This window comes from Phocaeicola sp. HCN-6420 (assembly GCF_037890145.1).
Classification (GTDB): Bacteria; Bacteroidota; Bacteroidia; order Bacteroidales; family Bacteroidaceae; genus Phocaeicola.
Window position 1 is genome coordinate 15,397 of record NZ_JBBKBJ010000012.1, and the last position, 25,604, is coordinate 41,000.

Annotated in this window: 19 protein-coding genes and 1 tRNA gene; 12 read left to right on the top strand and 8 right to left on the bottom strand. The window is 45.6% G+C overall.

Annotation, left to right across the window (positions count from 1 at the left end; genetic code table 11):
• Positions 1–2: 2 nt before the first annotated feature.
• A complete protein-coding gene (locus tag WKT12_RS08965; RefSeq protein WP_021971106.1) occupies positions 3–998 on the bottom strand; it encodes an NAD(P)H-dependent glycerol-3-phosphate dehydrogenase in 996 nt (331 codons plus the stop codon).
• Position 999: 1 nt separating this feature from the next.
• Positions 1,000–2,730 carry a lysine--tRNA ligase gene (gene lysS, locus WKT12_RS08970; RefSeq protein WP_340319471.1) on the bottom strand — a complete coding sequence of 577 codons (1,731 nt, stop codon included), beginning with the start codon at positions 2,728–2,730 and terminating at the stop codon, positions 1,000–1,002.
• 139 nt (positions 2,731–2,869) lie between these two features.
• On the opposite strand from lysS, the gene WKT12_RS08975 reads away from it, so the two are divergent.
• The 4 genes from WKT12_RS08975 to WKT12_RS08990 all read left to right on the top strand — a co-directional run bounded on the left by WKT12_RS08975 (position 2,870) and on the right by WKT12_RS08990 (position 7,747).
• Positions 2,870–3,634: an amidohydrolase gene (locus WKT12_RS08975; RefSeq protein ID WP_340319503.1), complete on the top strand. Its 765-nt coding sequence runs from the start codon at positions 2,870–2,872 to the stop codon at positions 3,632–3,634.
• Between the two features lie 234 nt (positions 3,635–3,868).
• Complete coding sequence (locus WKT12_RS08980) at positions 3,869–5,191, top strand: MATE family efflux transporter (protein ID WP_021971103.1); 1,323 nt, start codon at positions 3,869–3,871, stop codon at positions 5,189–5,191.
• A gap of 69 nt (positions 5,192–5,260) precedes the next feature.
• Positions 5,261–6,586: a signal recognition particle protein gene (gene ffh, locus WKT12_RS08985; RefSeq protein ID WP_021971102.1), complete on the top strand. Its 1,326-nt coding sequence runs from the start codon at positions 5,261–5,263 to the stop codon at positions 6,584–6,586.
• Positions 6,587–6,862: 276 nt separating this feature from the next.
• On the top strand, positions 6,863–7,747 hold the full coding sequence (locus WKT12_RS08990) for an MBL fold metallo-hydrolase (RefSeq protein ID WP_021971101.1): 885 nt from the start codon (positions 6,863–6,865) through the stop codon (positions 7,745–7,747).
• 121 nt (positions 7,748–7,868) lie between these two features.
• On the opposite strand, the gene nudC is transcribed toward WKT12_RS08990, so the two are convergent.
• Together nudC and WKT12_RS09000 are read right to left on the bottom strand one after the other, a co-directional pair.
• A complete protein-coding gene (gene nudC, locus WKT12_RS08995; RefSeq protein ID WP_340319472.1) occupies positions 7,869–8,660 on the bottom strand; it encodes an NAD(+) diphosphatase in 792 nt (263 codons plus the stop codon).
• Complete coding sequence (locus WKT12_RS09000) at positions 8,660–10,795, bottom strand: Tex family protein (RefSeq protein ID WP_340319473.1); 2,136 nt, start codon at positions 10,793–10,795, stop codon at positions 8,660–8,662. The genes nudC and WKT12_RS09000 overlap by 1 nt, the downstream gene beginning before the upstream one ends.
• Before the next feature lie 235 nt (positions 10,796–11,030).
• Between WKT12_RS09000 and WKT12_RS09005 the strand changes: the two genes are divergently transcribed.
• Complete coding sequence (locus tag WKT12_RS09005) at positions 11,031–11,183, top strand: hypothetical protein (RefSeq protein ID WP_340319474.1); 153 nt, start codon at positions 11,031–11,033, stop codon at positions 11,181–11,183.
• 165 nt (positions 11,184–11,348) lie between these two features.
• A complete protein-coding gene (locus tag WKT12_RS09010; protein ID WP_340319475.1) occupies positions 11,349–12,041 on the top strand; it encodes a hypothetical protein in 693 nt (230 codons plus the stop codon).
• A 66-nt stretch (positions 12,042–12,107) separates the two neighbouring features.
• Here the strand turns inward: WKT12_RS09010 and WKT12_RS09015 are convergent, their stop codons facing one another.
• Positions 12,108–12,398: a chaperone modulator CbpM gene (locus WKT12_RS09015; protein ID WP_021971097.1), complete on the bottom strand. Its 291-nt coding sequence runs from the start codon at positions 12,396–12,398 to the stop codon at positions 12,108–12,110.
• Positions 12,399–12,415: 17 nt separating this feature from the next.
• Positions 12,416–13,363: a J domain-containing protein gene (locus tag WKT12_RS09020; protein WP_340319476.1), complete on the bottom strand. Its 948-nt coding sequence runs from the start codon at positions 13,361–13,363 to the stop codon at positions 12,416–12,418.
• A gap of 207 nt (positions 13,364–13,570) precedes the next feature.
• Here WKT12_RS09020 and WKT12_RS09025 point away from each other — a divergent pair, with 207 nt between their 5' ends.
• From WKT12_RS09025 to WKT12_RS09035, 3 genes are all read left to right on the top strand, one after another.
• Positions 13,571–15,301, top strand: coding sequence for a bifunctional metallophosphatase/5'-nucleotidase (locus tag WKT12_RS09025; RefSeq protein ID WP_340319477.1), 1,731 nt, complete (start codon positions 13,571–13,573; stop codon positions 15,299–15,301).
• A 228-nt stretch (positions 15,302–15,529) separates the two neighbouring features.
• A tRNA-Thr gene (locus tag WKT12_RS09030) sits at positions 15,530–15,602 on the top strand.
• A 177-nt stretch (positions 15,603–15,779) separates the two neighbouring features.
• Positions 15,780–17,273 carry a succinate CoA transferase gene (locus WKT12_RS09035; protein WP_021971094.1) on the top strand — a complete coding sequence of 498 codons (1,494 nt, stop codon included), beginning with the start codon at positions 15,780–15,782 and terminating at the stop codon, positions 17,271–17,273.
• Positions 17,274–17,340: 67 nt separating this feature from the next.
• Here the strand turns inward: WKT12_RS09035 and WKT12_RS09040 are convergent, their stop codons facing one another.
• Together WKT12_RS09040 and WKT12_RS09045 are read right to left on the bottom strand one after the other, a co-directional pair.
• Positions 17,341–17,616, bottom strand: coding sequence for a putative quinol monooxygenase (locus WKT12_RS09040; RefSeq protein ID WP_021971093.1), 276 nt, complete (start codon positions 17,614–17,616; stop codon positions 17,341–17,343).
• 141 nt (positions 17,617–17,757) lie between these two features.
• The gene (locus WKT12_RS09045) at positions 17,758–19,143 is read right to left on the bottom strand and encodes a threonine/serine exporter family protein (RefSeq protein WP_340319478.1); all 1,386 of its coding nucleotides are present in this window, start codon (positions 19,141–19,143) and stop codon (positions 17,758–17,760) included.
• A gap of 465 nt (positions 19,144–19,608) precedes the next feature.
• On the opposite strand from WKT12_RS09045, the gene WKT12_RS09050 reads away from it, so the two are divergent.
• Genes WKT12_RS09050 through WKT12_RS09060 form a run of 3 tightly spaced genes read left to right on the top strand, consistent with a single transcriptional unit; the run spans position 19,609 to position 25,342 of the window.
• On the top strand, positions 19,609–20,802 hold the full coding sequence (locus tag WKT12_RS09050; RefSeq protein WP_021971090.1) for an efflux RND transporter periplasmic adaptor subunit: 1,194 nt from the start codon (positions 19,609–19,611) through the stop codon (positions 20,800–20,802).
• A 28-nt stretch (positions 20,803–20,830) separates the two neighbouring features.
• The gene (locus WKT12_RS09055) at positions 20,831–23,944 is read left to right on the top strand and encodes an efflux RND transporter permease subunit (RefSeq protein WP_340319479.1); all 3,114 of its coding nucleotides are present in this window, start codon (positions 20,831–20,833) and stop codon (positions 23,942–23,944) included.
• A 12-nt stretch (positions 23,945–23,956) separates the two neighbouring features.
• A complete protein-coding gene (locus tag WKT12_RS09060) occupies positions 23,957–25,342 on the top strand; it encodes an efflux transporter outer membrane subunit (protein ID WP_021971088.1) in 1,386 nt (461 codons plus the stop codon).
• Positions 25,343–25,604: the final 262 nt, after the last annotated feature.

The window sequence follows — 25,604 nt, forward strand, 5'->3', positions numbered from 1 at the left end:
TATTATCTGAATGAATCAGTCAGTAATTTGATTTCAATCATTGGAGAAATCCGTTCATACAAAATGTTGTAAACGGCGTCTACTATCGGCATGTTTACGTGCAGGTGCTTGTTCAGCTCCTTGATACATTTGGTACCGTAATAGCCTTCGGCTATCATTTCCATTTCTATCTGTGCACTTTTCACCGAATATCCTTTTCCTATCATTGTTCCGAATACGCGGTTGCGGCTGAAATTGGAATACGAAGTTACCAGCAAGTCGCCCAAGTAAGCCGAGTCGTTCGTGCACCGGTTCACCGGATGTACCGTATCGAGAAAGCGGTTCATTTCCTGAAGAGCATTCGAAACCAGTACCGCCTGGAAGTTATCTCCATATTTCAGTCCGCTGCATATACCGGCAGCGATAGCATACACATTCTTCAAGACAGACGCATATTCTATGCCTGCCACATCGGTATTGACCGATGTCTTGATATAATGTCCCGAGAGCTGTCGGGCAAACATCTTTGCTTTTTCAATGTCCTTGCATCCTACCGTGAGGTAAGACAAGCGTTCCAGTGCCACTTCTTCTGCATGGCACGGGCCAGCCAGTACAGCAATGTTCTCTTCGGGAACATCGTACATTTGATGAAAGTAGTCGGACACAATCAGGTTCTCGTCGGGGACGATTCCCTTAATAGCCGTTACAATGAACTTATCCTTGAGTTTCGTTTTTAGCTTTTTAAGGTGGATTTTCAGATACGGCGAAGGAGTGACGAATATCAGTGTGTCCGATTCCTTCACTACCTTATTTATATCTGAAGAGAAGTTGATGCACTTCATATCGAAGCGCACACTGGTCAGGTAAGCCGGATTATGGCCCAGACGACGGAATTCTTCGATCCGGTCGTCACGGCGCATATACCAGTTTATTGAGTCTGCCTGGGTCAATATGATTTTTGCTATTGCCGTTGCCCAGCTTCCTCCACCCATGATTGCTATTTTCCCGGGGAGTTTCATTTTAGCCTATTTTCTGTATCCAGCCAGCTACTTCGTCGACGCTAGGATTCTTCAATTCTAATTTATATTTTTTATTCACTCCGCAAATGTCCTGATGCAGTTTCTGCGGATTTACATCTTTCATATCCGATACCAGATTGTATCCTGCTTTCTGGATAACTGGTACCCATTCTTCAGGAACACCCAGTTCCATAAATTTTGCCGGAGCATCTTTCGGGATAACCTTTTCGGGACGCATCTGCGGGAAGAACAATACTTCCTGAATAGTGCTCTGTCCGGTCATCAACATAACCAGACGGTCCATACCGATACCCAAACCCGATGTAGGAGGCATACCGTATTCCAGTGCGCGGATAAAGTCTTTATCGATAATCATGGCTTCGTCGTCACCCTTTTCACTCAGTCGCATCTGCTCCTGGAATCGTTCCAACTGGTCGATTGGGTCGTTCAGCTCAGAATAAGCGTTGCAGAGTTCCTTTCCGTTTACCATCAGCTCAAAACGTTCTGTCAGGTCCGGATTGTTACGGTGACGCTTGGTCAGCGGTGACATTTCGATAGGATAGTCGATGATGAAAGTCGGCTGGATATAGTTGCCTTCGCAGAATTCGCCGAAGATTTCATCAATCAGCTTACCTTTACCCATGGTGTCGTCGATTTCCATGTTCAGCTTCTTGCATACTTCACGTATTTGATCTTCGTTCATGCCGGTTAGGTCATAACCCGTAAATTCTTTGATAGAGTCGAGCATGGTAACTCGTTTAAACGGAGCCTTGAAGTTGATTGTATTGTCGCCAATCTTGATTTCTGTTGTACCGTTTACATCCATACAGATCTTTTCAATCATGTTTTCAGTAAAGGTCATCATCCAGTTGTAATCCTTGTAGGCAACATAGATTTCCATACAGGTAAATTCCGGATTGTGTGTGCGGTCCATACCTTCGTTACGGAAGTTCTTTCCAATTTCGTATACACCTTCGAATCCGCCTACAATCAGACGTTTCAGGTAAAGTTCGCTGGCGATACGCATATACAATGGAATATCCAGTGCGTTATGGTGTGTAATGAACGGGCGTGCAGTTGCTCCACCTGGAATAGACTGCAGGATAGGAGTTTCTACTTCGATATAACCTTTCGAATTGAAGTACTCACGCATCGAGTTATATACTTTGGTGCGTTTCAGGAAAATATCTTTTACGCCGTCGTTGACAACCAGGTCTACATAACGCTGACGATAGCGAAGTTCGGGATCGTCGAACTTATCGTAAGCCACGCCGTCCTTATATTTTACGATAGGCAGCGGGCGGATAGATTTAGATAGCACGGTCAGTTTCTGTGCATGGATGGAAATTTCTCCCATTTGTGTACGGAATACGAAACCTTCGATGCCGATAAAGTCGCCCAAGTCGAGCAAGCGTTTGAATACTACATTATATAAATCTTTATTTTCATCCGGGCATATATCATCGCGGGTAATGTATACTTGAATACGACCTTTGGAGTCTTGTAATTCAATGAAAGAAGCCTTACCCATCACACGACGTGACATGATACGTCCTGCAACCGATACTTTGCGCGGTTCTGCCTCGTCGTCCTTGAATTCGGCTTTTATGTCAGTCGAAAATGCGTTGGTTACATACTCAGCAGCAGGGTATGGATCAATGCCCATCGCTCTCATTTCATTCAGGCTGTTACGTCTGATAATCTCCTGTTCACTTAATTCTAATACGTTCATTTGTTGATACATTAACTCAATTTTGCTACAAAAATAGCAAAGATTTTGTAAACAACATCTAAATCAGCTTACTTTTATTACCTTTGGGCCAATCGAATTTTGGAAAAGGGATGTAAAAATGAATAGACAGACAACATTTTTGAAGGTTACAATCTTGCAGACGAATATCGTCTGGGAGGATGCGGTTGCAAACCGTAAAAGCATAGAAAAGCTGATGGAAGGGCATGAAGATACGGATTTGTTTGTGCTTCCCGAGATGTTTTCTACCGGTTTCAGTATGGCTCCCATGGAAATTGCCGAAGAGGAAGGAGGGGAAACCTTACAATGGATGCGCCGGATGGCGGAAATGCATCAGTGTGCTCTTGCTGGTAGTCTTTCGGTAAAGGAGTCGGGAATGTTTTACAACCGTTTTTATTTTGTCTGTCCCGACGGGACGATACACCGTTACGATAAGCGGCATCTGTTTACTTTCGGCGGGGAAGATAAGCAGTATACTTCCGGTGGAAGGCGGGTGATTGTTTCGTATGGAGGTTTTCGTATTCTTTTGCAGATTTGTTACGACCTGCGTTTTCCCGTGTGGTCGCGTTGCCGGAACGATTATGATGTGGCGATTTATGTAGCCAACTGGCCTGTCAGCCGCCGGGAGGTATGGGATACACTGCTGCGGGCACGGGCACTCGAGAACCAGTGTTATGTGGTTGGTGTAAACCGGACCGGGCATGATCCGCAGTGTTCTTACAACGGCGGTAGCGTAATCATCAATCCTTATGGCAAGCTGATAGCGTCGTGTGAGGATGATAAGGAAGAAACGGCAACGGCTGTACTTGCACGTGAGCCGCTGGACGCGTTCCGAAAACACTTTCCGGTGCTGGGCGACGGGGATGATTTCAATCTGAGCCTTTAGGCTTTTTCAAAATTCGTGGAAACATTGATTTTTAATTGTCTGCATCTTTCGCAGAAAACCTCCCGACGTTTTTTTATTTTTTGTACAAAAAACAAAAAAGTTTGTACAAATTTTCCAGAAAGATAAGGATGTTTTCATTAAGATAAGCTGAAAAACGAATGTGCGTTTGTGAAGAACTGCATAAAAATTGTATCTTTGTACATCCTTCGTTTCAAAACAAGAAAATCAGTTTTTATGTATACAAATAAAGAAATATGGAATGTCACTTATCCGATATTCTTGGGACTTCTTGCGCAAAATGTTATCAATGTGACTGATACGGCTTTTCTGGGACATGTCGGCGAGGTGGCGCTCGGTGCAGCAGCAATGGGAGGATTATTGTATATCTGCATTTATACCGTTGCCTTCGGCTTTAGTGTCGGTTCACAAATCCTGATAGCCCGCCGCAACGGGGAGGGAAACTTTCATGCCGTGGGGCCGATTATGTGGCAGGGCTCTACGTTCAGTTTCGGTATGGGCGTCGCGCTGCTGATACTGATGTCTTTATGTGCCGAGCCACTGATTCGCTTGCTGATTACTTCCGATACCATTTTCCATGCCACGTATGAGTTCTTTACCTGGCGTATCTGGGGATTTCTGTTTGCATTTGTCAACGTTATGTTCCGGGCTTTCTATATTGGGGTGACTCAGACCAAGGTGCTGACTATGAGTGCTATCGTCATGGCACTGGTCAATGTCTTTCTGGATTATGCCATGATATTCGGAGAGTTTGGCTTTCCTGAGATGGGTGTACGGGGAGCAGCGCTGGCATCGGTCATAGCAGAAGCTTCTTCCTTATTGTTTTTTATAGCTTATACCTATTGTAAAATCGACTTGAAAAAATATGGGCTGAACCGTTTCGGCCGTTTCGACTGGGACATGGTGATGCGTATCTTGCGCATTTCCTGTTTTACCATGGTGCAGTATTTTCTGGCGATGGCTATCTGGTTTGTCTTTTTTATGGCATTGGAGCGGCTCGGGCAGCGACAGCTTGCCATTGCCAACATTGTGCGCAGCGTGTATGTCGTACTTCTGATACCGGTGCAGTCGCTTTCCACTACGGCAAATACCCTGGTCAGCAACCTGATTGGTTCGGGAGGTGTTTCGGGTGTCATGACATTGCTCCACAAAATAGCCCGTATGTCGTTTCTCATCATGGTTGTCTGTGTGGTACTCTGCGTATTGTTTCCGCGAGCTATCTTGGCTGTTTATACCAATGAGGAAGCCTTGTTGCTGGAATCCGTACCGGCTTTGTATGTCGTTTGCGGAGCCATGCTGATATCTGCCGTGGCGAATATTTATTTCAACGGTATTTCGGGAACCGGTAATACGCAGGCTGCACTGGTGCTCGAAGTTGGTGTACAGGTATTTTATGCTTTGTATGTCATAGTCGTGGGGATGGTTCTGCGTGCTCCGGTCGATATTTGCTTTACTACCGAAATCATTTATTACACGTTGATGCTGACTTTCAGCGTCGTTTATCTGAAAAAAGCGAAATGGCAGAATAAAAAGATTTGATGCATCCGATTATTTTTGTAATTTTGCGCCCTAATAAAATAAGGAAATAAAAAGAAAAACTGAAAATATATGTTCGATAATTTAAGTGAAAGACTAGAGCGGTCGTTTAAGATATTGAAAGGTGAAGGAAAAATCACCGAAATCAATGTGGCCGAAACACTGAAAGATGTACGTCGTGCGTTGCTGGATGCCGATGTAAACTATAAGGTAGCCAAGAACTTTACCGATACGGTAAAAGAAAAAGCCCTGGGACAGAACGTGCTGACAGCCGTTAAGCCAAGCCAGTTGATGGTAAAAATCGTTCACGACGAGCTGACGAAACTGATGGGTGGCGATACTGCTGAAATCGAATTGAAGAATCGTCCTGCCGTTATTTTGATGTCTGGTTTGCAGGGTTCTGGTAAAACTACTTTCTCGGGCAAGCTGGCTCGTATGCTGAAAACCAAGAAAAACCGTAAACCGTTGCTGGTAGCCTGCGACGTATACCGTCCTGCCGCTATCGAACAGTTGAAGGTGCTGGGACAGCAGATTGAGGTTCCTGTATATAGCGAACCCGACAGCAAGAACCCGGTTCAGATTGCGTTGAATGCCATTCAGGAAGCAAAGGCAAAAGGTTACGATTTGGTTATCGTCGATACTGCCGGACGTCTTGCCGTAGACGAGCAGATGATGAACGAGATTGAAGCTATCAAGAATGCCATCAATCCGGATGAAACACTGTTCGTAGTCGATGCAATGACCGGTCAGGATGCAGTCAATACAGCCCGTGAGTTCAACGAACGTCTGGATTTCAACGGCGTAGTTCTGACTAAACTCGACGGTGATACACGTGGTGGTGCTGCTCTGTCTATCCGTACCGTAGTAAACAAGCCTATCAAGTTTGTGGGAACAGGTGAAAAACTGGATGCTATCGACCAGTTCCACCCGGCTCGTATGGCAGACCGTATCCTCGGAATGGGTGATATCGTTTCGCTGGTTGAACGTGCGCAGGAGCAGTACGATGAAGAAGAGGCTAAACGTCTTCAGAAGAAAATCCAGAAGAACCAGTTCGACTTCAACGACTTCTTGACTCAGATTCATCAGATTAAGAAGATGGGTAACCTGAAAGAACTTGCTTCCATGATTCCGGGTGTGGGAAAAGCCATCAAGGATATCGATATCGACGATAATGCGTTCAAGAGTATAGAAGCAATTATTTACTCAATGACTCCGGAAGAACGTACCCGTCCTGAAATTCTGAATGGAAGCCGCCGTACACGTATCGCGAAAGGTAGTGGTACAAGTATTCAGGAAGTAAACCGATTGCTGAAACAGTTTGACCAGACTCGTAAGATGATGAAGATGGTTACTGGCAGCAAGATGGCGGGCATGATGCAGAAGATGAAAAAGAAATAAACCATATTTGGTTAATTGATACGGGAACTGCTTCGTTGCAGGCAGGTGCCCGAAGGAAGTGGGGAGAGGGAATCGCGAGAGAAAAAGATTCTTTCTCCCCGCTTGTTTTGTATGCTTTCAGGCGAACCCGATACCCATTAGGGTAATTCTGCGACGAAGTAAGCAAGTGATAATGTGAAACATCATTTGGAAGTCTGAAAAAATCCCGCTACCTTAGGGAGGTTTTGGGTGGATACTATTTTTCGACAAGAATAAGTCTTTTAAAACTATATAGCAATGAAACGTAAGATATGGAGTTATGCCCTTGGCGCGACGATGCTCTTGTCGCTTGCCAGTTGCGGCAACAGTGCCAAGAAACAAGCAGATGAAAAAATAAGTGCAGACAGTATGAGTGTAACAAGTAGCCGGACAGGGGTGCAAGGAGATAGTCTTTTGGCAACATGCGTGCTCGATGGAGTGAAAGCAACATGGATTCGGGATAACGGTCCTGCACGGCTGATGCCCCGTACGCTTTTCCCCGATGCAAGTGACGAGCTGATAAAAAGTCTTTCGCTGGAGAACGGCATACCGGCTTCTATCAGTACCTTCTTGGTAGAAAGTGATGGTGCACGTATTCTTTTCGATACGGGAATGGGAGCTCCCGACAGTCGGTTGATGGACGGATTGCGTTCGCTGGGCGTATCTCCGGCCGATATACAGTATATTTACCTGACACATTTTCACGGTGACCACATCGGTGGAATGATGAGAAACGACAGTGTAGTATTTCCGAACGCTGAAGTATATGCTTCGAAAGCAGAATACGACGGCTGGATGAAGATGCCTGCCGACAAAAAGGAACAGGTGGTGAAGACTATGAACGCATACAAAGACCGTTTGCACCTGTTTGCTTTCGGCGATACACTGCCCGGAAAGGTCGTTGCACGCGAAGCGATAGGACATACACCGGGGCATACGGTCTATCAGGCGGGCAAGTTGCTGGTCATCGGCGACCTGATGCATGGTGCGGCCTTGCAGGCAGGACATCCGGAAATCTGTGCAACCTATGATATGGATAAGGAGAATGCGATAAAGTCCCGTAAGACCTATTTGCAGTATGCCCGTGAAAACGGACTGGTTATGGCGGGAATGCACTTGCCGGTTCCTGCTTTTATGAAATAAAACTTTTCGAGTGAAGTTCTCAGAGCTGTAAAAAAGTATATGAGATATATAAAGAACGCCCCTGTCATTTTCCGGAAGGGAATTTGATAGGGGCGTTCTATGTTTGTCTGTTAGTTGCAGATTAAATTTTGTGTTCCAGCCAGGCGTCAATCAGCTTGCGGGCGATGCTGAGTTTTTTCGGTATTTCCGGCAAATTATCCCGGCTGTAAAAGGCTCCTGCACTCAGTTCTTCATCCTGCAGCTTGATGGTTCCACTTTCGTATTCGGCATAATATCCTACCATGATGCCGCTGGGGTAGGGCCATGGCTGGCTGCCGAAATACTTCAGATTCTTTATCGTCAGTCCCGTCTCTTCCATAACTTCCCGGTAAACGCACTCTTCCAGTGTTTCTCCTGGTTCGAGAAAACCTGCTACCAGTCCTTTGAATGTACCCCGGAAGTTGCGGGCATGCACCAGCAAAATACTGTCACCTTTTTTTATAAGTACAATGACCGCAGGTGAAATGCGCGGGTAGAACTCCTGCCGGCACTCCGGACATCGTTTGGCAATGGGAGAAACTTGTATGGTCGGTACGCCACACATGGGACAATAGCGGCTGTTCTTGTCCCAGTTCAATATTTGTGATGCTTTCCCGGCACGCTTGTATTCTTCCAGCGGAAGCACATCGAACGAAGCACGCAAGTCCTTCATCATGCGTGGCGTGCTTTCATCTCCTGCCACCGGAACATGAATGGCGTATGTTTTGGCGGGATAACCGTTTATCTCGCCGATGGTATGAATTGTACTTCCAACGGGAACTTCAACCGGAGGTTCTGTTCCGTAAGGAATATGATACCCGTCTTCTTTTTTTTCTATCAATACCTGTCCGCTATTAAAGACGAACCATCCACATGTTTGTTTTTCTGTTTCCATTAATTAAGTCCTTTCATTGTAAGCTGAATGCGCTTGCGTTCGTGGTCGATGCTGAGCACGCGCACACGTACATGCTGGTGCATGCTGACGACTGTTGTCGGATCGCTGACAAACTTGTCGGCAAGCTGGGAAATATGCACCAGTCCGTTTTCCTTGATTCCTATATCTACGAAGCACCCGAAATTGGTAATGTTATTGATGATGCCGGGCAGTTCCATGCCTTCCCGCAGGTCGTCGATGGTTTGTACGTTCTTGTCGAATTCGAAAACCTGAATCTTCTGGCGCGGGTCACGTCCCGGTTTATCCAGTTCCTGCATGATATCGGTCAGTGTAGGCAGTCCCACGGTATCGGTCACATAGTTCTTGATATCTATCTGGCTGCGCAAGTCCTTGTTTTTGATCAGGTCGTCAACGGAACATTTCAAGTCCTTTGCCATCTTTTCTACTATGGTATAACTCTCCGGATGCACAGCCGAATTGTCGAGCGGGTTATCAGCGTGTGGAATTCGTAAGAATCCGGCACACTGTTCAAAAGCTTTAGCGCCCATGCGCGGCACCTTCAGCAATTCCTTGCGCGAGTGGAACGCTCCGTTTTCCGTACGGTAATCTACAATGTTTTGAGCCAGTGTAGGTCCCAGTCCCGAAACATACGTCAGCAGATGCTTGCTGGCCGTATTGACGTTCACGCCGACCAGGTTCACGCAACTCTCTACTGTCTGGTCGAGCGATGCTTTCAGCTTGGTCTGATCCACATCGTGCTGGTATTGTCCCACCCCGATAGATTTGGCATCTATCTTGACCAGTTCGGCAAGCGGGTCCATCAGTCGGCGACCGATTGATACGGCTCCACGTACCGTCACATCGTATTCGGGAAACTCGTCGCGCGCAATCTTGGAAGCCGAATAGATGGAAGCACCGTCTTCGCTGACTACAAATACCTGCACTTCGCGGTCGTATCGCTGGGACGTAACGAAACGTTCGGTTTCACGACTTGCCGTACCATTTCCAATGGCGATGGCTTCTATCTTATATTGTTCGACCAGTTTAACAAGCTTGCGCCCGGCCAGTGCCGTTTCCGATTTTGGGGGATGCGGATAAATTGCTTCATTGTGCAGCAGATTGCCCTGAGCATCCAGACAGACCACCTTGCATCCGGTACGATATCCCGGGTCGATACCCATGGTGCGCTTTTGCCCCAAAGGAGGAGCCAGCAGTAACTGCCGGAGATTTTCGGCAAAGACACGGATAGCTTCTTCGTCTGCCTTTTCTTTGCTGAGTGCGGAAAATTCTGTTTCTATTGCTGGTTTCAGCAGACGCTTATATGCATCGTTTACAGCTTCTGCCACTTGTGCGGAACATTCCCCGTTTCCGTGTACATATTGCCTTTCCAGCCGTTCGGTACAGGCTGTTTCATCATCGGGAGTGATGGATACTTTCAGGATACCTTCGGCTTCTCCACGACGGATGGCGAGCAGGCGGTGAGAGGTGCATTTCTTCAGCGGTTCACTGAAGTCGAAGTAATCGCGGTATTTCTGGGCAGCTTCTTCTTTCTCTTTGCCTTTGATTACTTTCGAGATAATCATGGCCTGACGGCTGAACTGGTTTCGTATCAGGTTGCGGGCACGTTCATCTTCGTTCACTTGCTCGGCGATGATGTCGCGTGCTCCTTTTAGTGCGTCTTCTTCGTCCTTGACTTCTCCCTTGATGAACTGACGTACCCGGGCAGACAAATTGTTTTCCCGCTGCATCAACAGCAGCATGGCGAGCGGTTCCAGTCCCTTCTGGCGTGCAGCTTCGGCACGGGTTTTCCGTTTGGGCTTGAAAGGCAGGTAAATATCCTCCAGTTCCGTCGCATCCCAACAGTTGGCGATGCGTTCACGCAAGGCATCGGTTAGTTTTCCCTGCTCTTCGATGGTAGAAAGTACCGTTTCCTTTCGCTTGGCAAGTTCGCAGAGTTTTTCGTAACGCGTATGGATGTCTCCTATCTGTACCTCGTCGAGTCCTCCGGTTGCTTCTTTTCGGTAACGGCTTATAAAGGGTATTGTAGCACCTCCCTGAAGCAGTTTCAATGTATTTTCCACCCGATGGACAGGTAGCTTCAGGGCTGTGGCAATCATTTGGCTGAATTGTTCCATGTATACTTCTTCTAATAATGTGGCACAAATGTAATTAAAAAAAGAATTCGGGGTAAGGGGAGAATCTATTTTGAAGGTGATTTGCCGGCCCGTTTAAGCTTTATTCGGATTTGAGAGAAGTTCTTTGATTGAGAATGTTGAGGAAGAGGACAGGGAAATAGTGACTAACGCTACGTATAGGCAGGCAGTCGAACTTGGAAATTTGGTCAGTTTTAGAGATGAAATATCAAGCAGAATGATGAAGGATAAGAGGAAGGCGGTCGGACTGGAGGGAAAAGGAATTGCAAAGATTTTTGTTGGTTCAATTGGGTTCCGAAACGTAGTAATGGCACATGATACGAAGAAACGGCAAGGATATCTGCTGGTCAAACTTGTTCCCGAGACGTAGTAATGCTACGTGATAAAGAGGAACAGCAAGGATGTCTGTTGGTTAAAGTTTTGAAAATGGAGGTCGATACAATGAACTTTTAGAGGAAATCGTTTGTTGTTTTTTGCATATGAAATAATCTTTCGGTGATATATTATGTAACAACTTAAACTAATGTTATGACTTATGAATATAAAACGAAGTGTTTGTTGCCTCATTCTTTTTTCTTTTTTAGGCATATCAATAGCAATGGCGCAGGAACCGGAAAAAGAGAGGCACTGGGTATGGGAACTTTATGGGGGCGCGAACAATTATATGACATGGGAAGTGGAAACAGGTGTCGTATATAAGCTCTGGCGTTTTATTGGCGTTGGAGCAGGATTGCTTTTTACTCCACAGATAGATGATGACAATGTTTATTCGGGAGATGCAAGAGATAAAAAATTACACTGGCGGATAGAGGAGAATGACTTGGCATATCTCATGGCTTTCCGGTCGGGGATTTATTTGTATTCACCTTCTGTTTATCTGGATCATGACCGTGATGTAGCATTGTCTTTCCGCGTATCTCCCGGTATTACTGTTCCTTTGCCTCCCAATTCAAGTGCTGTTGTAAATTATGTTCCGGTGGATGCAGTTATTGATGTGCCGGTAACTTCAGGAAGAGTCAGTAACTCGCAGGCAAGGGCATGTTATTATCATGTACGGTTTGCTGTGGCTCTGGAAATGGAACGTCTATCGGTATTGCTGGGATATACGACATCCGATTATGATTTGTACGGAGGAAGCCGTAACATGGTGGTGGAAGGACAGAAAATAGGATTGCCTCACAAGAAGCAGACCGGAACGTTCTTTATCGGTCTGACCTGCGACTTTTGAGCATATAAAAAGAAAACCCTGCCACGGGCCTGATGGTACGTGACAAGGTTTTCGTAATTATGGGAATTATCTGCGGTAGAAACGCAGCTCATTTTCCAACGTTTTTACTCTGTTTTGCAAGTTTTCTATTCTTTCCAGCAAGTGACGGATGGCATCGATTCCTTCTATATTGATGGACAAGTCGTAATACAGGTGAGTATATTTTTCCAGTTCATTCAACTGAGAAGCCGGAAAATAACTGGTATCATCTATCACTTCGATATCTATTAGACCGCCTTCGCCCAGCATGAGGACGAAGTCGGGTTCGATGTTGCAATGTGTGCAATAGTCGTTTATGATGATTAAATCGTTCTGCATAGTCGTACGGTTTTAGATTATCCTTGCTGTAACTGTCGGAACAAATCTTTTTGTTTTTCCGTCAGCGTGGTAGGAATGGTTACGTGATAAGTTACAATCAGATCGCCTGTTACGCCTTCCTGCTTGTAAACAGGGAAGCCTTTTCCTTTCAGGCGCACCATCGCATCGTTTTGAGTTCCCGGACGAACTTTCAGTTTTACTTGTCCGTCCAATGTATTGACTGTAACTTCACCTCCCAGTACGGCCGTGTACAAGTCGATTGTTACATCTGTATACAAGTCATTGTCTTTCCGTTTGAAGACAGGGTCATCAGGAATAACGAAAGTAATATACAAATCTCCGTCGGGGCCGCCGTTTGCTCCCTTGCCTCCATGACCTTTCAATTTAATAACTTGCCCGTTTGCTACTCCGGCCGGCACGGTAATACGCAATGTTTCACCGTTGATGCTGAACGTCTGTTTGTGCGTAGTAGCTGCTTCACGCAAAGATAGTTGCAAAGAAGCCTCGATATCTTGTCCGCGGAATCCGCCTCTTGCACTACGTCCTCTGCCAGCTCCATGTCCGAACAACTCTTCGAAGAAGTCGGAGAATCCGCTGGCGTTTCCACCAAATCCGTGCATACCTTCTCCTCCAAAGCCACTTGTAAAATGTTGTCCGTCGGTAGAATACCAATATTCTCCGCCGTTACCTCCTCCGCCTTGAGCCTGATAAGCCTGTTGTTGTGCCTCAAACTCGTCGGCGTGTTTCCAGTTTTCCCCGTAAGCATCATATTTCTTACGCTTTTCGGGGTCGCTTAATACCTCGTTGGCTTCATTTATCTCCTGAAATTTCTCCTTAGCCGTAGGGTCGTTCGGATTCAAATCAGGATGATATTTGCGAGCCAACTTACGGAACGCTTTTTTGATTTCGTCCTGAGTTGCCGTTTTGTCAACTCCAAGAACCTTGTAATAGTCTATATAAGCCATACAGTCTGTTTTTTTATTTGTAAATAAAGCAAAGAATGTGCCACATTGTCCTTTTGTTAACAGATTTTTAACCATATTGAAAGCTATTTATTCTTTTAAGGGTTTTGCAGGTAGTCAACTTCCATTATCTTTGTGGTATTGAATTAATCATGGTATACAGTACCTGACAAATTGTCGCCTGTATGCAGTCTTATCTATTAATTTGTTATGAAATTACTGATTTGTCTGATGACGCTTTTAGGGCTTGGAAGCCTGAGCGCAGTTCATGCTTCACAAGACGGTGAGGTAACTTTGAAATTAATCGAGACCAGCGATGTGCATGGTTGTTATTTCTCTTATGATTTTATACGTAATAAGCAGACGAAGGGGAGCTTGGCCCGTGTGTCTTCGTATGTGAAAGAGCAACGGGAAAAGTATGATAACGTTATACTGATGGACAACGGCGATATCCTTCAAGGGCAGCCGGTAGCCTATTATTATAATTATATGGATACTACATCGGAGCATGTATGTGCTGCCATGCTGAACTATATGAAATACGATGTAGGTACCATGGGAAATCATGATATAGAAACCGGACATGCCGTGTACGACCGTTGGGTACGTCAGTGCAGTTTTCCGGTACTTGGAGCTAACATTGTCGATAACAAGACCGGAAAGCCGTATTTGCCACCTTATTATATTATAGAAAAAGAAGGAGTAAAGATTGCTATATTGGGTATGATAACTCCTGCCATTCCTTCCTGGCTTCCCGAACAGTTGTGGAGCGGTCTGCATTTTGAAGATATGGAAGACTGTGCACGCAAATGGGTAAAGATTATTCGTGAAAAAGAAAATCCGGATATTTTGGTAGGCTTGTTTCATGCCGGTCCTGAGGGCAATAAGCTCGACGATGTGGTAGAAAACGGTTCCGGCAATGTGGCAAAGAATGTTCCGGGCTTCGATGTGGTATTTATGGGACACGATCATGCACGGAGGAATGAGAAAGTGACCAATGTAGAAGGAGATTCCGTTTTGATGGTAGACCCAGCCAATATGTCAAAAGTGGTTTCGGAAGTTACTTTTACAGTAACGAAACAGGATGGAAAAGTGGTTTCCAAACAAGTGGAAGGTAAGCTGGTAAATATGGACGGATATGCGCCGGATTCGGATTTCATGAATGTATTTCAGGGAGCGTATGAGGCCACTATGGATTTCGTTTCACGAAAAATCGGACGTATCGAAGAAACCATTACAACAAAAGATGCTTATTTCGGTCCTTCGGCATTTATCGATTTGCTTCATCAGTTGCAGCTCGACATTACAGGAGCTGATGTTTCTTTTTGTGCTCCCTTGTCGTTTTCGGCCGAAATCAAGAAGGGAGATATTTATATGAGCGACATGTTCAACCTTTATAAATATGAGAACCTGCTGTATACCATGGAGCTGACAGGTAAGGAAATCAAGGGATTTCTGGAAATGTCGTATACTCTTTGGACAAATCAGATGCATTCTCCCGACGACCATCTGATGCTTTTCAATGAGGAAGACAAAGGTTTTGGGCGTTTCAAAAATCCAAGTTTTAATTTCGATTCGGCAGCAGGTATTATTTATACCGTGGACGTGACAAAGCCTCAGGGTGAAAAAATCCGGATAGAGCGCATGGCAAGCGGAGAACCTTTCGATATGAATAAGGTATATCGGGTGGCAGTCAATTCGTATCGCGGGAATGGTGGAGGCGACTTGCTGACGAAAGGTGCAGGCATTCCCAAGACGGAACTGGCAAAGCGTATTGTTTACTCTACCGACAAGGATTTACGTTTTTATCTGATGAAGCGCATTGAGGAAGTAAAGGTGCTCGATCCGAAACCTTTGAACCAGTGGAAATTTATTCCGGAAGAATGGACTATACTTGCCTCGAAAAGGGATTATGACATCCTGTTCGGCGAGAAAAAATAGAAACAGGACGTGTCCTGAAAATTGTGGGCGGAAATTAAAGAAAACGTGCCGACGTTTTACCATAAACGTCGGCACGTTTTCTTTTTATATTCGTTACCTCTTCTGTTATTGATGACATAAGACCGAGCAAAAGAAAAAATAATTCTTTTTAGTGAAAAAATCTTCATTTTCATTTTGCAAGTTGAAAGAAAACCGTAAATTTGCATCGCTTTTGACAAATAAGTCATTGCCGAAATAACTCAGTTGGTAGAGTAACTCATTCGTAATGAGTAAGTCGCGGGTTCGAGTCCCGCTTTCGGCTCATTCCCAAAGAGGTATGTTGCTATCAAGAAACATACCTCTTTTTCTTTCATATTGTTCTTTCTTGTAACTTATTAATGTAATAAATGAAAATAAAATAGCTCTTTTAACTTGCTATTTTAGCTCAACTATCCTACATTTGTGTCAAAGTATTATAAATTATCACATCTTATACAACATGAAATATCCTTTTATATCAGCAGATGAAGCTGCTGCAATCATTCACAATGGAAACACGATAGGAGTGGGAGGCTTTTCGTCTGTAGGAACACCCAAGGCGGTCCCTGCGGCATTGGCACGCTACGCCGAAAAACTACATGCAGAAGGAAAGGAGTTTAAGGTAGGTCTTATTACCGGAGGGGCTACGGGAAGTCAGGTCGATTCGGCACTGGCATTGGCACATGCTGTAGCGTTTCGTACTCCTTTTCAGTCGAACAAGGACATGCGTAATGCCATCAATAGTGGAGAAGTGCAATATTACGATGTACATCTTTCGCAGATAGGTCAGGACGTACGCTATGGTTTCCTTGGAGATGTGGATGTAGCTATTGTCGAAGCTTCCGACATAACGGAAAAAGGAGAGATTGTTCTCAGTACTTCGGTAGGTATTTCGCCTACATTGGTGAAGGTAGCCCACAAAGTCATTATAGAACTGAATGAAGCACATGCCGGCAAGCTGACCGGAATGCACGATATTTATATTCCCGATACTCCGCCATACCGCAGAGAGATTCCGATTTATCGGGTAAACGACCGGGCAGGAAGCATTACGGTACGGGTCGATCCTGAAAAAGTTGTGGGGGTAGTCTGTACCAATGAACGCGACCGGATAGCAGCTTTCACTCCACTGAACGATACTACCAGCCGCATCGGGCAGAATGTAGCCGACTTCCTTTTGAGCGAATATCAGCGAGGAGCCATACCTCGTGACTTCCTTCCTTTACAGTCGGGTGTGGGAAATATAGCCAATGCCGTACTGGGAGCACTGGGAGCCGACAGCAAGTTACCGGCCTTTTCCATGTATACCGAGGTGATTCAGAATTCGGTTATCGACTTGATGATGCAGGGACGTATCCGTTTTGTTGCCGGAAGTTCATTGACATTGTCCGATGACCGGCTGGATATGCTTTATAGTCATATCGACGAATTGCGGGAACGTATATTGTTGCGTCCGCAGGAGATTACAAACCATCCGGAAATGATTCGTCGTCTGGGTATTATTGCTGTAAATACAGCCTTGGAAGCCGATATTTTTGGCAACGTAAATAGTACGCATGTACTGGGAAGCAAGATGATGAACGGTATTGGCGGTTCGGCCGACTTTGCACGAAATGCCTACCTTTCTATATTTACTACTCCTTCCACGGCTAAGGACGGACTGATTTCGTCTATTGTTCCTCATGTGTCGCACGTCGACAGTACGGAGCACGATGTGCGGATTCTGGTAACCGAACAGGGAGTAGCCGACCTGCGTGGCAAGTCGCCTTCACAGCGGGCACGTTGCATTATTGAAAACTGTGCACATCCCGATTACAAGGAACTGCTCTGGGACTATCTGAAACTTTCGGAAGGCAAGAGCTGTCATACGCCTATGTCATTGCGGAATGCCCTGAAGATGCACATAGCCTTTGCCGAAACGGGGGATATGCGTAATACAAAATTTGAACTGTAAGCGTACGCTTGGATAAAAGAAAAACGGCATTTGTTCCTCTGGGGGAGCAAATGCCGTTTGTTTCATATTAGAATTCGAATTTTTCCATCTTCATTTCAGCCAGTTCTTCAATCTGTGGAACCAGAGTCATAAAGTGAGGAGTGTGTTCATGAGCCGACAATGCTTCAGCATCTTTCCATGTTTCGCAAATCATCAGCACATCGTGGCGAGTTGCGCTTTCGAATACATCGTAAGCAATACAGCCCTTATCTTTTTGTGATGCAGCTACAAGTTCCTTGGCAGCAACGAGTACTGCTTCACGTTTTTCTTCTTTTACTCTAATAAAAACATTCAGTCTAATCATACGTCTTATTTTTTAGTTTGGTTAATGATACATTGAAATTACTATTTCCTTTGCGTAGAACAAACAATAAAGGGCGAAAGATTAAGTTTTTTATATATCTTAACTTTTCGCCCTTTCTGTCTTTTTCTTATGATTTTCTGATTACCATTCTACAAATTTGCCTCTGGCCTTGCGTTCTTTCAGAATAGCCGCAAGACGTTTGTTCTTCGACGAGGCAATGTATTTACGTCCGAAGATGTTTGGAATAGCAACACCCAGTGCGATACACATGATGACCAGACCGGAGTTTACACCGCTTTCGATAGCTTTCATTAGTGGAGTAATCTGATCGATAGACTGGACGTTCATGTTAATCAAGCCGAACAACATGCGGTACATCAGTACTCCCGGAATCATCGGAATAACCGAAGGAATGGTAAGTACGTGATTGGGAACATGGAACCAGTGCACGGCTTTGATAGCGATGAGGCTTACCAGTACCGAACCGGCAAACGAACCGATAACAAGACCCATATCCAGACCTATATTGTTGGTGCTCGGCCCCAGATTTACGAAGTTACGTGTACATACAGCCAATATACCTCCGATGGCTACTACCCACAGCAGGTGACGCTGGATGTTGAAAATCATGGAGAATCCCATAGCCGAAATAGCGGCTGCGATGGCATATTCCCAATAGGCATGATGAGGAACCATGCTGATAGTCGGGAAGAAATCGGCGATGCTGCACAGTTTTACGGCAAATGCAATACCGAATGCCATGGCAGCTACCATCAGCAGGGTATTGACGGCACGTACGATACCTACCTGAATATAATTGTCGAGCATATCATCGACGAAGTTGATCAATGGAACACCCGGTACGATAAACAAGGCACATGCCAGCAACGGATGCCACGGTGTGCTGGTCCATTCGGCGGGGAGGAACGTAGAAGCCCATGCAAGCATGGTAGCTATGAAAGCAGAAATGGCGATACCCATATAATGGTTCAAGCCCGATTCGTTACATTTCTGACGGATGCGCATGCCGATGATGGCAGCAATGGAAGCATAAAGGAACGCCATCCAGTCGCAACCGAACTGAATACAGAATCCGCCACAGGCGAAACCTGCTCCGATGGCTACCTGAGTAGGAGTATAATTACGTTTCTTTGTACGAATCTTTTCCAGTTCTTCTTCGTACTGGTCGAGTGTGTAGTCTTGCTCTATTGCTTTCCATGAGAGTTTGCTGACTTCGGAAATGGCAGTCATGTTTACGCCGTGTCCTTCAATGCGCTGAAATTTCGTAAACGAATAATCGCCGTCACTTACATTTACCATCAGCATGGTAAAACTAACATTAATGTGCAACTTTTCTTCGGGGATACCTAAGTAAGCTGCTGTACGCTTCATGTTTCTCACAATTCGATTGGTATCGGCCAGACTTTCTACCAATAGTTTTCCTGTACGAAGCAATAGATCAACGCGTCGGTGCAACTGCTGATCGTGAATCTTTACAGTAGTTTCTAATTGTTCCTCTAATATCATTTTGTTTAAAGATTATTTTCGGCTGCAAAGTTAGCAAATATTTTATTCAGACATGAGGTTTCTGCTTCCGAAAGTGCTAAAAAAGATGGAAGAAAGCCCGTGGAATCTTAGAGAGTTTTTGTACAAAAAAAATCTGAATTTGTACAAATTTCATAAAAGTTTGTACAAAAATCAGGTGTTTCTTCAAGAGGTCTTGGAGAAAACGTGCCCGATTTCTCCGGAAAAGTCAAGGCGATTTATGAAGTTCATCGTCGGGAGTGGGGATGAAAGTGTCGGGAAGTGGGGAATGAAAAAGCCGTCCGGTTGGGGATAATTTCCACAAAATGTCAGAAAAATCCTCAACATCTGTTTAACAAATGGGGGCTTCAGCCTCTGATTTTCAATAAATAAAAATATTTTCGTATCTTTGGCACAACTATTGCCCTCGTCTTTATGGCATCTAATAACAAAAACCCAAAAAAAAGTATGAAACGTTTTTTGACAAGGAAAGAATTAAAGTTAAAGAAGAAGCAGACCATTTATGCTGCAATCGGCATCATCGTTATCATTGCTCTCTATTTGTTTCTCACGCGGGAAAAGCATGTGGAACCCGAAGCCCCGATAGTTAGCGTGGCTCCCGTTCAACAACAGGACGTAGAACTGTATGGTGAATATGTAGGACGTATTCGTGCACAGCAGTTCGTGGAGGTGCGTGCGCGTGTAGAAGGTTTCCTTGAACAAATGTTGTTTGCCGAGGGTACTTATGTGAAAAGAAATCAGGTATTGTTTGTTATCAATCAGGATCAGTATCGTGCCAAGGCTGACAAGGTGCGGGCTCAGTTGAAAAAGGATGAGGCGCAGGCACGTAAGGCAGAACGCGATCTGGAACGTATTCGCCCGCTGTACCAGCAGAATGCAGCCAGCCAGCTCGACCTTGACAATGCTGTTGCTGCTTACGAAACAGCTGTGGCAAGTGTGGGGATGAGTAAGGCGGATCTTGATCAGGCAGAACAGGAACTTGGATATACGGTTGTGCGTTCTCCTATCTCAGGACAGATTAGTGAACGTCATGTCGACCTGGGTACATTGGTAGGAGGAAGCGGAAAGTCGCTTCTGGCTACTATCGTAAAGAGTGACACGGTGCTGGTAGACTTCAGCATGACGGCACTCGATTATCTGAAAAGTAAGGAACGTAACGTAACGCTGGGACAGAAGGATTCTACCCGTTCATGGCAGCCTACGGTAACTATTACCCTGCCCGACAACAGTGTATACGAGCAGAAAGGTCTGGTAGACTTTGCCGAACCTCAGGTAAATCCGAAAACCGGAACTTTTTCCGTTCGTGCGGAAATGGCAAATCCTGAGCATGTCCTTCTTCCGGGACAGTTTACGAAGGTGAAACTGTTGCTGGATGTACGTGAAAATGCTACAGTCGTTCCGCAGAAGTCGCTGATTATAGAAAAAGGTGGAGCTTATGTTTTCGTGATGCGCCGTGATTCGACGGTAGAAAAACGCTTCATCGAACTGGGACCGGAATTCCAGAATAACATGGTAGTAGAGCGCGGACTTGCTCCGGGTGAGATGATTGTAACCGAGGGTTATCATAAACTTGCTCCGGGTATGAAGGTACGAGTAGGTGAGGCTCCGAAGCCTCAGGCAGAAGAGAAAAAAGAGGATTAACCAAGCAACCCATTAAACTTTACGATTCATGAAAGTGAGTTTCTTTATCGACAGGCCGGTGTTTTCGGCTGTCATCTCCATATTAATTGTCATAGTCGGTATCATCGGACTCCAAATGTTGCCGATTGACCAATATCCCCAAATCACTCCTCCGGTAGTGAAAATCAGTGCTTCCTACCCGGGTGCAAGTGCCGTTACGGTGTCGCAGGCAGTTGCTACGCCGATTGAGCAGGAACTTAACGGTACGCCGGGTATGCTTTACATGGAGTCGAACAGTTCCAATTCGGGAGGCTTTTCGGCTACTGTTACATTCGATATCTCGGCCGATCCGGATTTGGCTGCCGTAGAAATACAGAACCGTATCAAGCTGGCGGAATCGAGCCTTCCTGCCGAAGTTATCCAGAACGGTATTTCGGTGGAAAAACAGGCTGCCAGTCAGTTGATGACTATCTGTTTGCGTTCGGACGACCCGAAGTTTGACGAAATCTATTTGAGTAACTTTGCAACAATCAATGTGCTCGACCTGCTTCGCCGTGTACCGGGTGTAGGACGTGTGTCGAACATTGGTAGCCGTTATTATGCCATGCAGATATGGGTGGACCCGGCTAAGCTGGCAAATTTCGGCTTGACGGTACAGGATGTTCAGAATGCGCTGAAGGATCAGAACCGTGAATCGGCAGCGGGTGTGCTGGGACAGCAGCCTGTAAGCGGACTGGATATAACTATTCCTATTACGGCTCAGGGACGTCTTTCTACCGTGGGACAGTTTGAAGAAATCGTGCTTCGTGCCAATGCCGACGGTTCGCTTATCCGTATGCGTGATGTGGCACGTGTATCGCTCGAAGCTTCTTCGTATAATACGGAGAGTGGTATCAACGGAGGCAATGCGGCTGTACTGGGTATCTATATGCTTCCCGGTGCCAATGCCATGGACGTGGCCGAAAAGGTTAAGGAAACCATGGAGGAAATCAGCAAGAATTTTCCCGAAGGATTACAGTATGAAATTCCGTTCGATATTACAACCTATATATCAGAATCTATTCATGAGGTATACAAAACCCTGTTCGAGGCACTGGTGCTGGTGATTATTGTGGTTTTCCTTTCGCTGCAGAGCTGGCGTGCTACACTTATTCCTATTGTGGCCGTACCGATTTCGCTGATCGGAACCTTCGGGTTCATGCTTATATTTGGCTTTTCGCTGAACATGCTTACCTTGCTGGGATTGATTCTTGCTATCGGTATTGTGGTGGACGATGCCATTGTTGTGGTGGAGAACGTGGAGCGTATTATGGAAGAGGAGAAACTTAGTCCGTATGAAGCTACCAAGAAGGCAATGGACGGATTGGCTGGAGCTTTGATTGCCACTTCGCTGGTGCTTGCCGCTGTATTTGTTCCGGTAAGCTTCTTGTCGGGCATTACGGGACAGTTGTACCGTCAGTTTAGTGTGACGATTGCCGTTTCCGTTATCCTTTCTACAGTTGTAGCATTGACGTTGAGCCCGGTTATGTGTTCACTCATTCTGAAGCCAACCGATCCGGACAAGCCCAAGAACCGTGTCTTTACGTTCATCAATAAATGGCTCGCTATCGGAAACAATAAATATGTAGCCGGCATCAAGCGGGTGATAAAGCATCCGCGCCGTGTGATTGTCGGATTCGGTATTGTGATTATTTGTATATTTGTTTTCCACCGACTGGTTCCTACCAGCTTCCTCCCGACTGAGGATCAGGGATTCTTTACCGTGGAGCTTGAGTTGCCGGAAGGTACTACGCTGGAGAGAACTCGCGCGGTAACCGACAGAGCGATTGCTTTCCTGATGAAAGACCCGTCGGTAGAATATGTGCAAAACGTTACAGGTAACAGTCCACGTGTGGGAACCAGTCAGGCACGAAGCCAGTTGACGGTGATTCTGAAGGAGTGGAAAGAACGTGATGATACGACTATCGGACAAATCATGCAGGATGTGCAGGATGAGCTGAAGGAATATCCGGAATGTAAGGTCTACCTTTCTACGCCGCCTGTCATACCGGGACTTGGAACTTCGGGTGGTTTCGAAATGCAGTTGGAGGCTCGTGGTGATGCAACCTACGACGATCTGGTTCGTGCTACCGATACTTTAATGTATTACGCATCGCAGCGAAAGGAGTTTAGTGGACTTTCTTCTTCTTTGCAGGCAGAGATTCCGCAGTTGTATTTCGATGTCGACCGTGATAAGGTAAAGTTGTCTGGAGTACCTATGGCTGATGTGTTCTCTACGATGAAGGCTTATACGGGTTCGGTATACGTGAACGACTTCAATATGTTCAATCGTATTTACCGTGTATATATACAGGCAGAGGCGCCTTACCGTGAGCATCGTGACAATATCGGTCTGTACTTTGTCCGTGGAAGCGACGGTGATATGATTCCGCTGACTTCACTGGGTACGACTGATTATACGACAGGACCGGGTAGTATCAAGCGTTTCAACATGTTTAATACGTCAATTATTCGTGGTACAGCCGCGAACGGAGCCAGCTCCGGTCAGGTAATGGAAATTCTGGAACAGATAGCCCGTGAGAAACTTCCAAGTAATATTGGAGTAGAATGGAGCGGTCTTTCTTATCAGGAAAAGCAGGCAGGCGGTCAGACGGGAGCCATCATCGCATTGGTATTCTTGTTTGTATTCCTCTTTCTTGCTGCGCTCTATGAAAGCTGGACTATACCTATCGCCGTTTTGATCTCACTTCCGGTTGCAGTGCTCGGGGCGTATGCCGGAGTTGCCTTGTGCGGACTGGAGAATGATACTTATTTCCAGATTGGTTTGGTTATGCTGATTGGTCTGGCTGCCAAGAATGCCATTCTGATTGTTGAGTTTGCCAAAGAAGAAGTCGACAAAGGAAAGGATCTGATCGAGTCGGCATTGCACGCAGCACATCTGCGTTTCCGTCCTATTTTGATGACTTCACTGGCGTTCATCTTGGGTATGGTTCCTATGGTTATTGCTACCGGACCGGGTTCGGCAAGCCGTCAGGCTATCGGAACAGGTGTATTCTTTGGTATGATAGTAGCCGTTACGGTAGGAATTTTGCTTGTACCTTTCTTCTTCGTTATGATTTATAAGGCGAAAAACAAGCTGAAAACAAAAAGAGCTCATAAATAAAACCTGAAACGTATGAAACGAACTAAATATACTTATCGCTTTTTATTGATGCTGGCGGCTGTGCTTCTGTTGGGAAGCTGCCAGCTGGGCAAACATTATACCCGTCCGAAACTGGACCTGCCCGATACGCTCGACAGTATGAGCGTGGACACAGTTTCTCTCGGCGACTACCCGTGGGAACAGCTTTATACTGATACAACTCTGCAGGGGCTGATACGGAAAACTTTGGCTTATAATAAGGATATGCTGATAGCTGCGGCACGTGTCAAGGAGTTGGCCGCAATGAAGCGCATTGATTATGCAAACATGTTTCCATCGGTCAACCTGAAAGTTTATGCCGAACGCGAAAGAGAAAATTATGGAGGAAACAACCTTAAACAAGATGATGAGTTCGATATAAAAGGAGGAATCTCTTGGGAACTCGACCTTTGGGGAAATCTTCGGTGGGCACGCGATAAGAGTCTTGCTGAATTTATGGGGTCTATCGAAAACCAGCGGGCGCTTCGCATGAGTCTTGTTGCGCAGGTTGCACAGGCTTATTTTGAACTTGTGGCACTGGACAACGAGTTGGCTATCGTACAAAAGACAGTCGATGCGCGTCGGGAAAGCCTGCATCTTGCACGAGTTCGTTACGAAGGTGGATTAACTTCGGAAACGGCTTTTCGTCAGGCACAGGTAGAGTTGGCCCGAACAGCTACATTGGTTCCCGATTTGGAACGTAAGATTGCCTTGAAAGAAAATGACATTGCTTTTCTGAGCGGGGAATATCCGCATCATATCAAACGTTCGGTACTGCCGGAAGATGTAATGTTTTCTGCGGGCTTACCTGTAGGATTACCCTCTGCCTTGCTGGAACGTCGTCCGGATATTCGTCAGGCAGAGCAGGCACTTATTGCAGCTAATGCAGCGGTAGGGGTGGCGTATACCAATCTGTTTCCCCGCCTTACTTTGACTGCCAGCTATGGAGCGGAAAGTGACCTCTTAAGCGAACTGCTTAAATCTCCCCATCAGCTTTTTGCAGCTAATCTGTTGCAGCCTATTTTTGCTATGGGAAAGAACCGGGCTATGCTGAAAGCTAAGAAAGCAGCGTGCGAGCAGGCAGCCTATGCTTACGAAAAAGCAGTACTGAATGCCTTTAAGGATGCATATAATGCCATTGCTGAATTTAATAAGGTAAAGGAAATCTATGAAACCCGTCTGCGACTGGAACAGGCTTCCAAGAGCACGCTCGACTTGGCACAGTTGCAATACTTGAATGGAGTTATAGGTTATATGGATTTGCTGGATGCGCAACGTGGTTATCTGGATGCTCAGATCGGTTTGAGCAATGCGGTGCGCGACAAGCAGATCAGTATGGTAAATCTTTATAAAGCGCTGGGAGGAGGCTGGAAAGAATAGGTTTTTGTCCGGCTTCTTAAAAAGTTAGAGATTATTTTATTGAAACATGTTCGAAATATGCTAATAAATCTTTATCTTTGCATCCCGAATTGTAATGTGCTCTAATGTGTGATTTGGTAAAACAGATAAAGAAAAAAGGGTATGCTCCGGATTCGAGATGGCAGAGTTTGCCTCATGGAGAGTTGGAAAACAGAGGTCTTTTCGGGATTTTGTTTTCCTCGAAGTTTTTCTTTTTTCTGGATGCTGTGTTTTTGGGCACTGC

Coding starts and splice junctions, on each gene's coding strand:
- WKT12_RS08965 (WP_021971106.1), bottom strand. CDS start 998: ATGAAACTCCCCGGGAAAATAGCAATCATGGGTGGAGGAAGCTGGGCA.
- lysS (WP_340319471.1), bottom strand. CDS start 2,730: ATGAACGTATTAGAATTAAGTGAACAGGAGATTATCAGACGTAACAGC.
- WKT12_RS08980 (WP_021971103.1), top strand. CDS start 3,869: ATGTATACAAATAAAGAAATATGGAATGTCACTTATCCGATATTCTTG.
- ffh (WP_021971102.1), top strand. CDS start 5,261: ATGTTCGATAATTTAAGTGAAAGACTAGAGCGGTCGTTTAAGATATTG.
- WKT12_RS08990 (WP_021971101.1), top strand. CDS start 6,863: ATGAAACGTAAGATATGGAGTTATGCCCTTGGCGCGACGATGCTCTTG.
- nudC (WP_340319472.1), bottom strand. CDS start 8,660: ATGGAAACAGAAAAACAAACATGTGGATGGTTCGTCTTTAATAGCGGA.
- WKT12_RS09000 (WP_340319473.1), bottom strand. CDS start 10,795: ATGGAACAATTCAGCCAAATGATTGCCACAGCCCTGAAGCTACCTGTC.
- WKT12_RS09005 (WP_340319474.1), top strand. CDS start 11,031: ATGATGAAGGATAAGAGGAAGGCGGTCGGACTGGAGGGAAAAGGAATT.
- WKT12_RS09010 (WP_340319475.1), top strand. CDS start 11,349: ATGAATATAAAACGAAGTGTTTGTTGCCTCATTCTTTTTTCTTTTTTA.
- WKT12_RS09015 (WP_021971097.1), bottom strand. CDS start 12,398: ATGCAGAACGATTTAATCATCATAAACGACTATTGCACACATTGCAAC.
- WKT12_RS09020 (WP_340319476.1), bottom strand. CDS start 13,363: ATGGCTTATATAGACTATTACAAGGTTCTTGGAGTTGACAAAACGGCA.
- WKT12_RS09025 (WP_340319477.1), top strand. CDS start 13,571: ATGAAATTACTGATTTGTCTGATGACGCTTTTAGGGCTTGGAAGCCTG.
- WKT12_RS09035 (WP_021971094.1), top strand. CDS start 15,780: ATGAAATATCCTTTTATATCAGCAGATGAAGCTGCTGCAATCATTCAC.
- WKT12_RS09040 (WP_021971093.1), bottom strand. CDS start 17,616: ATGATTAGACTGAATGTTTTTATTAGAGTAAAAGAAGAAAAACGTGAA.
- WKT12_RS09045 (WP_340319478.1), bottom strand. CDS start 19,143: ATGATATTAGAGGAACAATTAGAAACTACTGTAAAGATTCACGATCAG.
- WKT12_RS09050 (WP_021971090.1), top strand. CDS start 19,609: ATGAAACGTTTTTTGACAAGGAAAGAATTAAAGTTAAAGAAGAAGCAG.
- WKT12_RS09055 (WP_340319479.1), top strand. CDS start 20,831: ATGAAAGTGAGTTTCTTTATCGACAGGCCGGTGTTTTCGGCTGTCATC.
- WKT12_RS09060 (WP_021971088.1), top strand. CDS start 23,957: ATGAAACGAACTAAATATACTTATCGCTTTTTATTGATGCTGGCGGCT.